Annotated in this window: 10 protein-coding genes; all 10 read right to left on the bottom strand. The window is 57.6% G+C overall.

All coding sequences use genetic code 11. The features are described 5' to 3' along the window. Positions 1-194: 194 nt before the first annotated feature. The gene (locus AC3WTM_RS10110; RefSeq protein WP_007972924.1) at positions 195-977 is read right to left on the bottom strand and encodes a MetQ/NlpA family ABC transporter substrate-binding protein; all 783 of its coding nucleotides are present in this window, start codon (positions 975-977) and stop codon (positions 195-197) included. 178 nt (positions 978-1,155) lie between these two features. Then, positions 1,156-5,850, bottom strand: coding sequence for an RHS repeat domain-containing protein (locus tag AC3WTM_RS10105; protein WP_158247447.1), 4,695 nt, complete (start codon positions 5,848-5,850; stop codon positions 1,156-1,158). Positions 5,851-5,894: 44 nt separating this feature from the next. After that, on the bottom strand, positions 5,895-6,941 hold the full coding sequence (locus tag AC3WTM_RS10100; RefSeq protein ID WP_146023711.1) for a hypothetical protein: 1,047 nt from the start codon (positions 6,939-6,941) through the stop codon (positions 5,895-5,897). Positions 6,942-7,155: 214 nt separating this feature from the next. Next, a complete protein-coding gene (locus tag AC3WTM_RS10095; protein ID WP_102670657.1) occupies positions 7,156-8,082 on the bottom strand; it encodes a sigma 54-interacting transcriptional regulator in 927 nt (308 codons plus the stop codon). 55 nt (positions 8,083-8,137) lie between these two features. Further along, the gene (locus AC3WTM_RS10090) at positions 8,138-8,719 is read right to left on the bottom strand and encodes an alpha/beta hydrolase (protein WP_090452457.1); all 582 of its coding nucleotides are present in this window, start codon (positions 8,717-8,719) and stop codon (positions 8,138-8,140) included. Between the two features lie 288 nt (positions 8,720-9,007). Further along, on the bottom strand, positions 9,008-9,409 hold the full coding sequence (locus tag AC3WTM_RS10085) for an ExbD/TolR family protein (protein ID WP_008045412.1): 402 nt from the start codon (positions 9,407-9,409) through the stop codon (positions 9,008-9,010). A 1-nt stretch (position 9,410) separates the two neighbouring features. Continuing rightward, complete coding sequence (locus AC3WTM_RS10080) at positions 9,411-10,136, bottom strand: MotA/TolQ/ExbB proton channel family protein (RefSeq protein WP_057712499.1); 726 nt, start codon at positions 10,134-10,136, stop codon at positions 9,411-9,413. 44 nt (positions 10,137-10,180) lie between these two features. After that, entirely contained in the window at positions 10,181-10,999 is an 819-nt protein-coding gene (locus tag AC3WTM_RS10075) for an energy transducer TonB (RefSeq protein WP_102670656.1), read from the bottom strand. 260 nt (positions 11,000-11,259) lie between these two features. Further along, positions 11,260-13,620 (bottom strand): TonB-dependent receptor, encoded by a 2,361-nt coding sequence (locus tag AC3WTM_RS10070; protein WP_102670655.1) that lies wholly within the window; start codon positions 13,618-13,620, stop codon positions 11,260-11,262. A gap of 135 nt (positions 13,621-13,755) precedes the next feature. Continuing rightward, positions 13,756-14,676 carry a TauD/TfdA dioxygenase family protein gene (locus AC3WTM_RS10065; RefSeq protein WP_102670654.1) on the bottom strand — a complete coding sequence of 307 codons (921 nt, stop codon included), beginning with the start codon at positions 14,674-14,676 and terminating at the stop codon, positions 13,756-13,758. Positions 14,677-14,854 lie beyond the last annotated feature (178 nt).

The following is a 14,854-nucleotide window of genomic DNA, read 5'->3' as shown; positions in this document are numbered from 1 at the left end:
CTCACAAGGACGAGAACATGGCAGACGTACAACCGCCGCAACGGCTGGATCCGCAGGACATTCTGAAACTCTTGATGGCGTTGCGCAGGGCCTTGAAGGCCGGGCCGGCCTGAGCAATCCATCGCCCAATAAAAAAACGCCGACGCTAAATCAGCCGTCGGCGTTTGAAACCTTGAAGGGGTTTGCTTCGCGAATCAGAACGCAGGCAGTACCGCGCCGCTGTACTTCTTCTCGATGAAGGCTTTCACTTCCGGGCTGGTCAGGGCCTTGGCCAGTTTCTGGATGGCAACGCTGTCCTTGTTGTCCGGACGGGCCACCAGGAAGTTCACATAAGGCGAATCGGCACCCTCGATCACCAGGGCGTCTTTAGCCGGGTTCAGACCCGCTTCCAGCGCGTAGTTGGTGTTGATCATGTCCAGATCGACCTGATCCAGCACGCGCGGCAACATCGCGGACTCAAGCTCCTTGAACTTGAAGTTGTGCGGGTTCTTGGCAATGTCTTTCGGCGTGGCCAGGGCGTTTTTCGGGTCTTTCAACTCGATCAGGCCAGCCTTCTGCAGCAGGATCAGGGCACGACCGCTGTTGCTGCCTTCGTTCGGGATGGCGATGGTCGCGCCGTCTTTCAGTTCAGCCAGGGTTTTGACTTTCTTCGAGTAGCCGCCGAAGGGTTCAACGTGAACACCGATCACGGTTTCCAGGTGAGTACCTTTGCCTTCGTTGAAGCTCTTCAGGTACGGCAGGGTCTGGAAGTAGTTGGCGTCCAGACGCTTCTGATCGACCTGCACGTTCGGCTGAACATAGTCGGTGAAGACTTTGATTTCCAGGTCCACGCCTTCTTTGGCGAGGGTTGGCTTGATCAGCTCGAGAATCTCGGCGTGTGGGACCGGGGTCGCGGCAACCACCAGTTTCTCACCAGCCTGGGCCAGGCCAGCGGTCAGGGCAGCCGCCAGCGCGGTGAACAACAGAACCTTTTTCATGCAGTGTCCTTATCGAGAATCACAGTCGCTTGTAGCGACGGCTTGAACATGAGAGTGCCAGTGAAGTGCTATCGCTGGCGTGAAGCGGACAATACCGGGATTTTTTATTCCCGAACAATAACTTTTATTCAAATTGATATTCCATTTTGAAAGCATCCAAATCTCTGGTCATCGTTGTTCAAATGCCGCGCAGCTTGATGATCTGCTCGCCAATCTCATGAGTGAATGACTCCAAAGCGTCCAGCGCATGGCTTCGAAATTTCTGGGCACTGAAATCCTCAGTCAGTGATGGCCAGTAGTCTTGAAGAAATGCGTCGGCTTTTGCCGCGTACTTTTCCGAATTCACGACCACGAATGCTGATTTGGCAGCGATACCCACCCCACTGGTGACCGTTTTTGCCGTCAACACGTTGTTCAGCCGGCTCTGTAATTTGACCGTGTTTCTCAATGCCTCACTTGCCGTGGAAACAGCGCCGTGTAGACGCCGCCCCACCGCCACCCGCGCTGCCCCTCGCTGTACAGCCACCACGTCTGCCAGGGAGCCCACACTTTTCGTCAGCGCAAAGCCAATGCCTTTACTACCAATTTTTGCAACCGCGGTGGCCCCGAGCGACACAACTCCCAACGCCAGCGACGAGTAGGTCAATATCTGGGCGCCAAGGGTATCCGGGGCCAGCTCATCGACAACCGCGGAGGCAATTGAAACCGTCGCGGAAATGACCTCCAGGGTTAAAAAGGCAAAGGCGTTGGCCGAGATCGGCACGAGTGGTGCGGTTGCGCCCATGGTCACGACGGTGAGGGCAATCGCGGCGGCGGCTAGGGCGGCAGTCACTCCGATTTTCACCCACCCCAGGGTCGGGATATGCCCGGTGGGATCCTTGAGATTGACCGGATCCCCCAGACAATAGGCATAGGCATTGAGGCCGCCACCTTCAAAGGGGCTCCAACTGTCGGGGCTGTGAAATCGCATCAATCGGGGGTTGTACGCCCGATACCCCCTGCCGAGCAGGTAACAGCCGGTTGAAGGGTCCAGTCGCTCACCCTGAAACCCCAGCAGGGCGCCAAGTCCGCTCGATGCGGGGCGATCACCATAAGGAAGGCAGGACAAAACAGATTCGTCTTGAGATCCAAGGCGAGCAAGGGCGGTGCCCTGACCATCCGTGACAAACAAGACAACATCGTCACCTTGCTGCTCGGCCAAGTACTTGCCGTCGCCTGACAACAGACTGCGTCGGTGGTTTCCCGCCACTTCGCTGCACAGCGCATGTTCGCTATGGAAAAGTCTGATCAACTCTGCGGATTCGGCAGCCACCGCATGCAATTGATCTTCGCCGTCGAATTGATAGTGCGTGCGACTGCCAGCGCTGGCGACACTTTCGAGCCGACTCAGCGTGTCATACCTGAACGTGCGCCCCTGGTTATCGTTAAGCAGATTACCGTTGGCATCGTATTCGAAGCTCACTTGCCCGGGCTGATAGTGCGCGTGACTGTGAGTCATTGAACTCAACTGGGTTTTGTCAGGACGATCGTAGGAAAACCTGCACAGGTTCTCCTCCCCATCGAACCCCGTACGCACCGTCAACAGGTTGTCGAGGTAGTCGTAGGTGAACGCCTGAAAATCAATGCGTTTTCCCCAGGCATCGATCGGTGCCTGCGTGCCTTCACAGTCATAGCGCGCCAAACGCCCGCGGCTGTCGTAGGCGAAGGTTTCTGTACGTGACTGCGCACCGGACACCAGCGATCGTTGCTGAAGTTTGTCATCGGCCCCAAACGCTTGAAGGACCTCCAGGCGAGATCCGTCGCCGAACTGCGAAATACGCTGAATCTCACGACCGAACTCATCGTGAACCAAGGTGGTCGTCAGCGAACGTTTCGAGGCGGTGTCCTCGACACTCAATGTCAGCAACTGCCCTTGGGCACCGTAGGCGTACTTCGCCAGAACCGGTCCCTGCCGTATTTCCACAGGCCGCGCCGCAGCGTCATGGATGTAAGCAGTTTCTACATCGTTGACATCGATAAAGCTGATGGGCAACCCATTCAATGAACGGGTAGTGGCAGTGCCGAAGCGGCCTTCGCTGGAGATCCACTCCCGGGACTTTTCTTTGCCCGACCCGGAGTACTCAAACCGGCGCTGAATGGCAGGGCTGGAGGTTTCGACGAGTTGCCCGGTCAATGGATCAAATCGATGTCTGGCTGATTCCGCGCGGCCACCCATCCGCGCGGTCACTGCGCCGTTGAGCATGGGATCAAGGGCGAACCTGAAAACATCGCCCGCCGCCGTCACTTGCTGCAAAGCTTGAGCGCCACCACCCTCATAGGTCCTGGTTTCGGTTCTACCGCCGACGGTCGTACGGGTGACACGCAACAAACCGTCGTAAGTCCGGGTGCCCAATACGTAGTCATCGGCACTGATTTCGATTGGATGATCCCCTGTGCTCAGGGGGTCATACTTTTTTTTTATCGAAGTGCCATCCGGCAGAACCGTCTCGATCAGACGCCCGTAAAGGTCATAACGGAAGCTCGTTTCGAATCCCGCCTCGTTGGTTTGCGTCAGGCAACGCCCAAGTCCGTCGTAGGTAAAAGTCGCGGTGATAGTGACAACACCTTCGGAGTCGATGCGCTCTTCCCGGTCCGGCTTACCGAACACGTTCAATACAGAACGGGTTTTTCCAGCACCGTCGAGCCAGCAAGTTCGAGTCAATGAAACCGGGTCAAACACATCGTTTACCGGGACACCGTCAGGACCTACCGTTCTGCATACGCGCCCCCAGCCGTCGTGGCTGTAGGTAGTGGTTGACTCGGTGGCCTTGCCCTCGGACCAGTCCTGGCTGACTTCGCTCACCAGTCGCCCAAAATTGTCGTAGTGGGCCTCATAGGTCAGTCGTAATGGTCTGTCGGCTGAATCGAAATCCTGAACCTTGACCTTGGTCGTGCGCCCGACCCCATCGAGCCAAATCTTGCTCAGCACTCCCCGTATGTTGGTAATGCCGATGGTTGCGCCGTCCTCTGACTGGCTTTCGCCGTAGAATTCAGTGATGCGTGACGCGATATCCGTTCCATCGAATGCCGCTGTCTCGCGAACGACACGGTTCAGATTGTCGTACTTCTTCAACAACTCATTGCCGCCCCCATCCCGAAGCTTGACTTCCTGTCCGATAAATCGGTCATGCCAGACATTGCGATCATGCCTTTCACTACCCACGAACAATTGTTGAAGGGTTTTTACCCAATCTCCATCAATTGAATATTTGAATTCGAGACGGCGGTGACCATTGTGCCCGGCTTGCGAGCGACTCTTGAGGCGTCCGTAAAATGCATCGCTGGCATCATCGATGTACTCGAATCGAGTATCCACGCATGGCTTGTTGTTCCCGCCTTCAAACAACCTTTCGCTTTGAGGCAACAAAAACCGATGACCGCCTTCGCGCAAGGAGGGCAAGTCGATGTAGGAAAAACGGACAATGACTGTCGGCGCCGGGGCAAAATCAGGTGAAGGCGTGACCGATCGCTCCTTCAATGCCGTGATGAAGCCCAGTGAATTGGGGGGGCAACCCTCGGCACCTTCGGCCGGATAATAGACGTAGTCTTCCCGGGCTCCGCTCGGATTGATCTGGGTTAGCAGATTGCCGAATTCATCATAGGTCGTATGGGTGGTTTCGGCTCGGCGCGTGGCGCTCGCAGAAATATCGACATAACTGACGACAGCTGTTTTCTGCAGTTGGAAATTGGCGGGCTGACCGGAGAAGTCCAGACCGTCAACATCGTGATAAACAACCGTTTTTTGCTGAACCTTGCCGTTGGAAATGGATTTTTCCGAGATCATCAGGTGAAAGCGGTTGTAGGTTCTTTCGATGCGACTCAGTTCAACCGCATTAACACCCTCCCCCGCAACCAGGCGTTCGGTGCAGGAGTAGGTGTAAGGTCCTTTGTGCCCATGCAGATGGTCCCCGTCCTGCACCCAACGAAGTCCCGATTGATAGCCGAGGAAATTTTTGTCGGAGTATTCATAGACACGGGTGATCGTCGGCAACCCTGTACCCGGCACCAGAACACTGCGCCGCACCGCCGGCAAGGCATTGATCGGCGCCCCGAGCGGCAACCGATGCTTCTGAGGAGCGTACTCGATACGCTCGACACTGCCGCCCGGCGCGCGGACGTCCGTCATGACCAGAAAACCATCGAGTAACTGGTAATTGAATGACCATGCAAGGTGCTCGGCAGAACCGTGATCAAGGGTTATCTGCCGAAGCCAACCATCACGAACCCGCAAAACAAAATTCAAGCGTCTTGGCGGATGATCAGGCCATACGGTAATGCTGGCGGGTTGATCTTTCGTTTCATGACTCAGGGCCACGACGCGTTGTTGCTGATCGTGAATTTCGTGCAGGACGCGACGGCCCCGCACCAACATGTATTTCAGATTGATCGAGCGCCCTTCGTTGGAGAAGACATGTTCGGGCAACCATTCATCATAAGTTTCATCCGGCCTGACCAACCTCTCGATCAGACCGTTTTTATGGCTGACAACCAGGTTGTCGCCGTCGAGCGTGACCCGAGTGTCTTGAAGCTTTTTATCCCGGACGATGAGCTGCCCTTTGCTGATGTAGACACGGTAAGAAACACCGCTAGCAAGGGTCAGCTTACGGGTCTTTCGATTGTAGGAGCTCAAGCCCAATGACCAACCGCGTCCCCAACCGAAATCCGTTGTGCGGAAACTATCGAATGAAATACTGAAGGGTATCAGCGGACCGTTGATATTGTTGGCCACCCACCCCGCGAGATTAATGCTGGTACTATAAGAGCCGGTACGGACGTCCACTCCAGACTGTATAAATTCAGAAAAATTGAACGCACTGGATTCCACTTCTGGCATAGCTGTACTCATCATCATTCCTTGACGCTGCAGATACAGTAAAATTAAACAACTTCGATCATCGAAGGGCTTTGGGTGTTCATTGCGACGTCGACTTCATGCCCGTTCCCATACATATCCCGAACAAACATCTTCACCGACAATTGATCATATCGAACTGTGGACTCTCCGCCCTTTCTGGCAAAGTGCATCAAAAAAGTTATTTTGCCTTGCTCATCATGGTAGGTCGCAATTTGATCGGCTGTTTCCCACAATGCCTCCGCGCCGTCATTAGACTTGAGCCCATTAAAATAGCCAACGGCGTAATACCCGAGATAGTCAGGATGTTCACTGCGTGCATGCAATACGCCCGCAATCGAGCAATCGACGAATTTTATATGCTGCTGGTCCACTAACAGGTCCAGGACATATCGATCAACCTTGGCAACGTTCTCTGTCGGCTTCCAGTTGGCGGACAGGTGTTTGACCCTGAACTGTTCTTTTCGATAGATCGGCGGTGGCACGGTCCTCAGGCTTATTTCACCGAATTCCGAGGTTTCTTCCGAATAGAACACCTCACCGTCCGAACGGGTAATGGCCGCAATCAGCTTGACGGGGTCGGGTGAGTTGCTGCTGACGTAGAACTCCTTGAGAAAGATGCCTTTCCCCCGCACAACCGGGCCATGCAGTTCACCCGTGTGAGGAAACGGCGCGTACGGCAAGCGTCGCTCCAGCATGCACTTCCACACCGGTTCCTCGCCGTCTCGAATGGTGTCTATCGGCAGGGCTTTTCCGGAATAGGCATCCAGCAATTGAATGCTGTCGAGCTCGCTTTCGGAAATTCCAACTACCTTTTGCCCTTCGTCGACAGCTTGTACAACTACCATCAATCTCAACTGCTGGTATCCGTTGGCGTAAATTATGTTTCCGCCCGAAGTCGAGAAAACCTGAAGTCGTTTGAGGTCTATCCACTCAGGAGAATCAGCCTCTTGAAAAGACTGGGGCGCCATCTCCGGGTCAGCAGGCATATAACCGTCGACAAGGGGATTGATATCTTTCAACTCATCGTCGACACCTGGAGCTATCGCAGCATTATTTCCAACAAACTTCACAGAAAAATCCTTTTTCATATGATATGTAACAACGACGGATATCAATGTATCCAGGGAGAAACTAGAAGATATGTCAAAACCTATTAGCTCACAAAATACAAAATTGTTACAATCACACTGCAAATAGTACAAAATATAACAGCAACAATCAGCGCCCATAAAAAACCTGGCAACCATCAATTGCCCGGTTTCGTTATAACGCCAACAAACGTGCTTATATATTGATGCTTGCGAAATATTCTTTCAGCGCCCGGACTTCAGCGACATCCCCTTGTTGAATAAGTTGATCTATCCATCCTCGTACAAGAACCGCAGATGGACGGACAACCGGCAAATTCAAATGCTCCGGCAAGATCTCGTCGCCGGTACTCACCAACAGCGCAAAGTGGATGACGTTTTCGAGTTCCCGGGTATTGCCCGGCCAACTGTGGCGTTCCAGCACAAGCTGCGCCGCTTCGCTGATCAACGGCACTGGCAAGTCGAGACGCTGGCTGTAGATACCGAGGAAGTATTCGGCCAGCGGCAGGATGTCACCTGTGCGTTCGCGCAGTGCCGGCAGTTCGAGTTGGCCTTCGCTGAGGTAGTGATAAAGGCGTTCATGGAATTTTCCGGCGGCAACCGCCTGGGCCAGATCGATGCTGGTGGCCGCCACCAGACGCACATCCACCGGGCTCGGCTGATGGGCTCCGACGCGGGTGACTTCGTGGTTCTCCAGGGCAGCGAGCAATTTGGTCTGGATCGGCAGCGGCAGGTCGCCGATTTCGTCCAGGTACAGCGTGCCGCCATTGGCCGAACCGAACCACCCGGCGCGGCTGCTCGCCGAGCCGCTGTAGCTGCCCGCCGCATAGCCGAACAATTCGGCGTCGGCGTAGGTCGGGCTGATGGCGCCGCAGTTGACCGACACGAACAACCCGCCGCGATCACTGGCACGGTGGATATGGCGGGCCAGCAACTCCTTGCCGGTGCCGGTTTCGCCACGGATAAGCACTGACACTGAACGCGTGGCCAGTTGCTCAAGGTCTTCACGTAATTGTCGTGAACGCGGATCGACAAACACCAGCGCCTTGGCGCGGATGCTCAGGGGACTTTTTTCCGCATCGGGAAAGGTCAGCAGCGGCTGGCCGAAGGTTTCAAAGCTCATGGCAGACTCCCACCCAAAACCGCCGGGAGACGGGGGCGTTAAATAAAGAAAGTGTTCAAGCGCGGCGCAGGGCGTGGTGTTCCATGCGGTTTTGCAGTCGATAGAGGTAGGCAAAACCTTGCTCCCAACGCTGGTGACCGGACTTCACGTTGATGTGCCCTGCCCCCGAGAGAATCCCCGCCTCGGCGCCCCAGTTACGCGCCAGCTCCAGGGCCCGCGGTGCACTGACGGCGCTGTCGTTGTCGGAGCTGACAACCTGGCTGGGGAACGGCAGCAGATCCGTCGGAATCGGTGCGAAGTTGCGCAACGCCGGCGCGCAAGCCGGGCGTTCGACATCTGCCGGTGCGACGAGCAATGCGCCGCGCACTTGACGCAAAAACTGCACGGGGGCACTCGCGGCCCAATGGGCAACGGTGATGCAACCCAGGCTGTGGGCAATGAGAATCACCGGCGTGCTGTCGGCGGCAATCGCCTCGGCCAGCGCCGCGACCCAGTCTTCACGGCGCGGCGTCAACCAGTCGGCCTGTTCCACCCGTGCGCTATTCGGCAGGCTGTTCTGCCAGTGGCTTTGCCAATGATCTTCTGGCGATCCTTGCCAGCCCGGCACAATCAGGTAGCGAATTGATTCGTTGCGCATGGGGGAGCTCTCCTGCGTGTCTGTTCCAGGTCGAGTATAGGGAGAGGATTTATATTCGTTAAGGAATAAGAAGCTATTTGTTAAGACCAGTATCGAATATACAATTCAATCTAATGTGGGAGCGGGCTTGCTCGCGAAGGGGCCATCAGATCCAACATCCTTGTCGCCTGACACTCTGCATTCGCGAGCAAGCCCGCTCCCACAGGGGGTTTGTGGTGTTACTGAAATCGAGGCATAAAAAAAGGGCCGCACCCTGCCAAGGAGACGGCCCCGGAAAACGAAAATCCGTTAACGCGCAGTAATCACCGACAGCCTGGTAATCCCTGCCCGTTCAATCGACGCCATGGCCCGTGCCACTTCGCCGTAATTCACCCCATCGTCCGCCTGCAACTGCACGCGCACCTCGGGGTCCTTCGCCTTCGCCGACTTGAGGTTGAACTCCAGCAAGTCCGGCTGTATCTCGTCCTTGTTGATAAACAGTTTGCCGGCACCGTCGATGCTCACCACCAACGGGTCTTTCTGCTCCACCGGCGCCACCGCTTCGGTCTTGGGCAGGTTGATCGGAATCGCGTTGGTCAGCAGCGGTGCGGTGACGATGAACACCACCAGCAACACCAGCATCACATCCACCAGCGGCGTAACGTTGATCTCACTGAGCACCTCATCGGTGTCTTGCGTGGAGAAGGCCATATCAGGACGCCTCCTTCACTTTCTGCACGCTGCCCTGGGCCGCCACTTTGTGCGCCGTCGGGTGGATCAGCACACGGAACGAACTCTTCTGCGCCAGGCTGTAGAAGTCGTGGGCGAAGTCATCCAGGTCCGCCGCCGTCAGTTTTAAACGACGCAAAAAATAGTTGTAAACCAGCACCGCCGGTACCGCGACGGCGATACCTACGCCGGTGGCGACCAGTGCCGCGCCAATCGGCCCGGCGACCGTTTCAAGGCTTGCCGAGCCCGCCGCGCTGATGCCTTTCAACGCTTCCATGATTCCCCACACCGTGCCGAAAAGACCAATGAACGGCGAGGTGCTGCCAATGCTCGCGAGTACCGCCAACCCGGTTTCCAGCGACCGGCGCTCACGCACGATCTGCTGTCGCAAGGCTCGCTCCAGACGATCCTGATGATTGATCGCCTGGCTCAGGTCCGCCGCCTGCGGCGCCTCGCCCACCTGGATGGCCGCATAACCGGCCTGTGCAACCCGGGCTGCCGCTCCGGGCCGGGTTTCGCTCAGTTCGGCCGCCGAGTCGAGACTCGAAGCGGCCCAGAACTGTTGATGAAACTTTCGATCCTGTGCCTTGAGGCGACCGAACTGCACGCCCTTGAGCAATGCCAGACCCCAGGTCGCGACGGAAAAAACCACCAGCAGCCAGATCACCGCGCTTTCGATGGATTCAAGTGGAGATGCCAGTAACGTCATGATGTATTCCTCGTGTAAACGTTTCGCGCGAATTTGGTTTCGGTTTAATGAATCTTGAAATCGATCGGCACACTGACCCAACCGTCCTGGGCGACATCACCCTGCTTGGCCGGCACGAAACTCCAGCGCTTCACTGCATTCAGCGCCGCCTCATCAAGCGCATCGCGGCCACTGCTTTTCTGCAGCTGGATATCGCCGGGCTTGCCGCTGGCCAGCACATGCACGCGCAACAACACCGTGCCCTCCCAGCCTTTACGCTGGGCCAGCGAGGGGTATTCCGGTGCCGGGTTTTTCAAGTAACCGGCGGTGGCCGAGGCCGGTGTCACAGGTGCGGGCGCAGGCGGCGCAGGTGGCGCAGGTGGCACCGGGGCCGCGACAGGCGCTGCCGGTTGTGGCGGCGCAGGTGGTTGTTCAACGGCTTTTCGCGCCGGCTTCGCTACCGGCTTGGCAACCGGTTTGGGCTTGGGAACCGGCTTCGGTGGCGGCGGCTTCACAGCCAGTTCGTCTTCCACGGGCGCAGGCGGCTCAACCACTGGCTGGACAGGTTGCGGTGGCGGCGGCTCAACCACCGGTGGCGCCGGACGCGAGAACTCGATGGTCATCGGCGGAATCTGCGGTGGCACGATGGGCAGCACGGTGGTCGGTTGCTGATTGACCCAATAGATCACCGCGCCATGCACCAGCAACGCCAGCAAGCCCAGCACGATCGTTTCCCGTCGGCGAAGGACGTCTTGTGGCGCGCGCTGCAAACGCAACTGGCCCAAGGGCACCCGGTGCGGTCGGCCGAGGTCGACCAGCTCACCACCGGGTGCCTGGCGCCACAGCACTTCATGTGCACCGGCGGCGGTCTGGACATTGCCCATTGTTTAACTCCCTGCGGTCTCTTTGCGGATTACCGGAACGTCGTGCTGAACATCCCCCCGACGACGTCCTGGTAGAGCAATCATTGGCTTGAACGCTTAGCTCTTAAAGTAATGTTTAAACTTATGTTTAGACCTTTAGCGAATATATAAAACCATCAACCCACCGCCAGAGCCCGCCATTCAAGGGCTCCGGCGTTGTGGAAAAAAACCGATGCCTTGCCCGCATTGAAAGTATTCATTCAAGGCATGGTTTTTCGCCGTCAGAAGTCGTATCGACCGGTCACGCCCAGCGTCCGCGGTGTGCCGAGCAGGCCTTCATAACCGCCATTGGCGGCCGTCCACAGCGTCGTGTAGTAGGTTTTGTCGAAGGCGTTTTTCAGCCACAGCGAAACGTCCCACTGCCCCTGGTTGAAGTCGCCGCGAAGGCCGGTGGACAGGTTGACCACCGCATAACTCGGAATCTGCCCGAAGTCGGAATCTTCCACTGTGCCCACCGCTTTGGAGCGGAACGCATAGCTGGCGGTGACGTACTCTTCGAAGCCGTTGCTCAGGTTCCATTTGTATTCGCCATTGGCGTTGCCGATCCATTTCGAAGCACCGACCACTTGATGGCCGCTGAGGTCGCAGGACGCTGGAGCGCCCGGTGCCAGGCTGACTTCCGGCGGGCACGGTGCATCCTTGTAGGAGAGATAGCTGACGTCGTTGTACGAGCCGTTGATGTTCAGCGTCAGGCCACGCAGCGGGATCAGGGTGCTTTCGAACTCCACGCCACGGGAGCGCACGGAGCCGGCGTTCGTCAGGTATTGCACGCGATTGACGGCGTCGTAGGCGTTGGTCTGATAGCCGTTGACCTGGGTCCAGAACAGGTTGGCATTGAGTTGCAGGCGACGGTCCCACAGGGTGCTCTTCAAACCGAGCTCGGCGTTATTGGCGCGCTCGGTGCCGATCAGCAGCGAGTCGGCGCCGGCAACCGCTGCCGTGCCTACCGCCAGATTGACCCCGCCGGACTTTTCGCCATGGGACAAGGTGGCGTATGTGAGCAGGTCGTCGGTGATGCGGTAGCTGAGGTTCAACAGACCCGAAGGGCTGGAGCTGTACTGATTCAGATCGCCGGAGTCGAAGACGCCAGCGCGAGCACGTCGTGCCGCAGCCGCCGCACCGGTAACCGCTGCACCACCCACCGGGGCATCACGGGTGACATTGGCGCTTTTCTCTTCATAGGTGCCACGTAGCCCGGCGGTGAAATCCAGGCGTTCGGTCAGGTGCCAGGTGCCTTGGGCGAACAGCGCGAAGCTGTTGGTTTCGATGTGACCGTTGCCGACGCTGTCGATGTTGTTCAGCGCACCGTTAGGTGTACCGCTCCAGATGTCCGCTTGCGGTCCGTAGAAGGTGAAGGATTTGTTGTCCAGGTCGGAACCGAAGTAATAGGCGCCGAGCACGTAATCGAAGAATCCACCGGTAGGCGACGCCAGGCGAAACTCCTGAGAGTACTGTTTATCCTCCACCGAAACGCCAGCGTTGTGGAAGGCGGATACGTTCAGACCATCATCGTTGCGTGGGGTGAAATTCCACCAGCGATAGGAGCTGATAGAGGTCAGGGTGAAGTCGCTTGGCAGCGTCCAGTTGGCCTCGACCGAAGTACCACCCTGATGCACGGTGACGTGCTGTTCGTTGTTCAGGTTGACCTTACGGTGCGTGCCGTCGACCAGTGTCGCGCCCGCCGCGTTGGCCCGGGTCTGATACAGGTTGGTGCCATTGATGGTTGGGCCGGTGTTGTACAACACACGGGTGCCGGCGCTGGAATCTTCCTCGTTGTAGTCGCCGATCCAGCGCAAGTTGAACGACTCGTTAGGCTTGAACAGCAACTGCCCACGGAAGCCTTCGCGGGAGCCACCGTTCAAATCGTGGCCGTCGAATTCATTCTTGATGTCACCGTCGCTGCGGGTGCGATACGCGGAAAAACGTCCCGCCAGTTCGTCATTCAGCGGGCCGGAAATCGTGCCCTTGGTCTGGAAGTAGCCATCCTCGCCCACCGAAGATTCGATGCTGCGTTCAGGGGTAAAGGTCGGCGCGCGGGTGCTGATGTTGATCACGCCGGCGGTGGTGTTCTTGCCGAACAAGGTGCCTTGCGGACCACGCAGCACTTCGAGTTGCTCGATGTCCATCAGGTCGAATACAGCCATGCCGGGGCGGCCGAGGTAAACGTTGTCGATGTACAGGCCGACACTGCCTTCCAGGCCATCGCTGGCCGGGTTGTTGCCCAGGCCACGGATCGACACGCTGGATTGGCGCGCATGCATGTAGGCGACGTTGACGCTCGGCACCAGTTGCTGCAGATCCTGGATGCGATAGACCCGCTGGGTTTCCAGAGTCTGGCCACTGACCACGCTCATTGGCGTCGGCACATCCTGAGAACTTTCTTCGCGGCGGCGAGTGGTGACCGTCACGGTTTCCAATTGCGCGCTGTCGGCCGTGGCGGCCTTGGCCGGAATGGATTCCGGGGAGGCGCTGTCGGCTGCATAGCCTTGGGTCCAACCGGCACTGCCTGCCAGCAACAAGGCCAGTGGCAGGCGTTTGAGCCGTTGGGGGGAAGAGGTTGAAGCGAGGTGTAACGGACTCATAAGGCGGGGTTCCCGATCGAAGTAAATGCTGTGTTGCTTGCCAGGCCGCCATCGCGAGCAAGCTCGCTCCCACACTGATTCCTGTGAACTCCGAAGATCTCCTGTGGGAGCGAGCTTGCTCGCGATAGCGTCGGCTCAGACGCCGCCGATATCCGGCCCTTTCACGGTCTGGCTGACCTGCCCGTTCACCCCTACCGGCACTTCCCCCTTGAGCGTCACCCGGCGCACGATGCGATCCTGGGTCCCGTAGTCATCCACCGCGTAATGCTGGGTGGAGCGGTTGTCCCAGATCGCCACATCACCGGCCTTCCAGCGCCAGCGCACGATGTTTTCCTGGCGGATCACATGGCTCTGCAACAGACCGAACAGGTGCGCCGAATCGGCCTGGGAATAACCCTTGATGCGTTTGACGAAATGCCCCAGCAGCAGGCTTTTCTCGCCGCTGACCGGGTGCACGCGGACCACCGGGTGCTCGGTCTCGTAGACGGTCGAGGTGAAGATCTTGCGATAACGCTCCAGCTTCTCGGCCGAGACGTCCGGCCGGGTGCCGGCGTAGTCGTATTCGTTGCTGTGCACGGCGACCAGTTTGTCGGCCAGCTCACGCAGCTCCGCCGACAACCCGTCGTAGGCAGAGGCGGTGTTGGCCCACAGGGTGTCGCCGCCGAAAGCCGGGGCCACCACCGAGCGCAGGATCGAAGCTTTGGGGTAGGCCTCGACGAATGTCACGTCGGTGTGCCAGGAGCTGGCTCGCTGGCCTTCGGCACCGTCCAGTTCCAGCAGAAAACGCGTGCCTTCGCGCACCGGTACGGTCGGGTGCGCCACCGGTTCGCCGAGCAGATGGGCGAACGCCTCCTGGCGCTGATCGTCGAGCTGGGTCTGGTCGCGGAAGAAGATCACTTTGTATTGCAGCAGCGCCTGTTGAATGGCTTCAACAGTGGCGGCATCCAGCTCGCCCGAAAGCTGTACGCCACGGATTTCGGCACCGATGCGACCGGCCACCGGATGGATTTCAAGCGCGTGAACAGCGGGTTGTACTGCGAAAGCGGCATTGCTCATGGGTAGACCCTCATCAGACTGCTTGCGGTTGAACCGGCCGCGAAACACTGCTCTATCTATATTCAATTTAGATCTAATAGATATCAACATGCTTCGTTGACGGAATAAGAGGTTGCATTTAAAACCTCAGTCAACCCTCGTCGCAAATGCCTTCGAGCTATTTTTAGGATGCCGGAAA

Source organism: Pseudomonas sp. EU05-FHT14B02 (assembly GCF_058791055.1).
This window is presented reverse-complemented; position numbering and strand designations above follow the sequence as displayed.

Bases quoted from the DNA above. Each gene is read 5' to 3' on its own strand.
- AC3WTM_RS10095 (WP_102670657.1), bottom strand. From the start codon at position 8,082: ATGAGCTTTGAAACCTTCGGCCAGCCGCTGCTGACCTTTCCCGATGCG.
- AC3WTM_RS10110 (WP_007972924.1), bottom strand. From the start codon at position 977: ATGAAAAAGGTTCTGTTGTTCACCGCGCTGGCGGCTGCCCTGACCGCT.
- AC3WTM_RS10090 (WP_090452457.1), bottom strand. From the start codon at position 8,719: ATGCGCAACGAATCAATTCGCTACCTGATTGTGCCGGGCTGGCAAGGA.
- AC3WTM_RS10085 (WP_008045412.1), bottom strand. From the start codon at position 9,409: ATGGCCTTCTCCACGCAAGACACCGATGAGGTGCTCAGTGAGATCAAC.
- AC3WTM_RS10105 (WP_158247447.1), bottom strand. From the start codon at position 5,850: ATGCCAGAAGTGGAATCCAGTGCGTTCAATTTTTCTGAATTTATACAG.
- AC3WTM_RS10070 (WP_102670655.1), bottom strand. From the start codon at position 13,620: ATGAGTCCGTTACACCTCGCTTCAACCTCTTCCCCCCAACGGCTCAAA.
- AC3WTM_RS10080 (WP_057712499.1), bottom strand. From the start codon at position 10,136: ATGACGTTACTGGCATCTCCACTTGAATCCATCGAAAGCGCGGTGATC.
- AC3WTM_RS10075 (WP_102670656.1), bottom strand. From the start codon at position 10,999: ATGGGCAATGTCCAGACCGCCGCCGGTGCACATGAAGTGCTGTGGCGC.
- AC3WTM_RS10065 (WP_102670654.1), bottom strand. From the start codon at position 14,676: ATGAGCAATGCCGCTTTCGCAGTACAACCCGCTGTTCACGCGCTTGAA.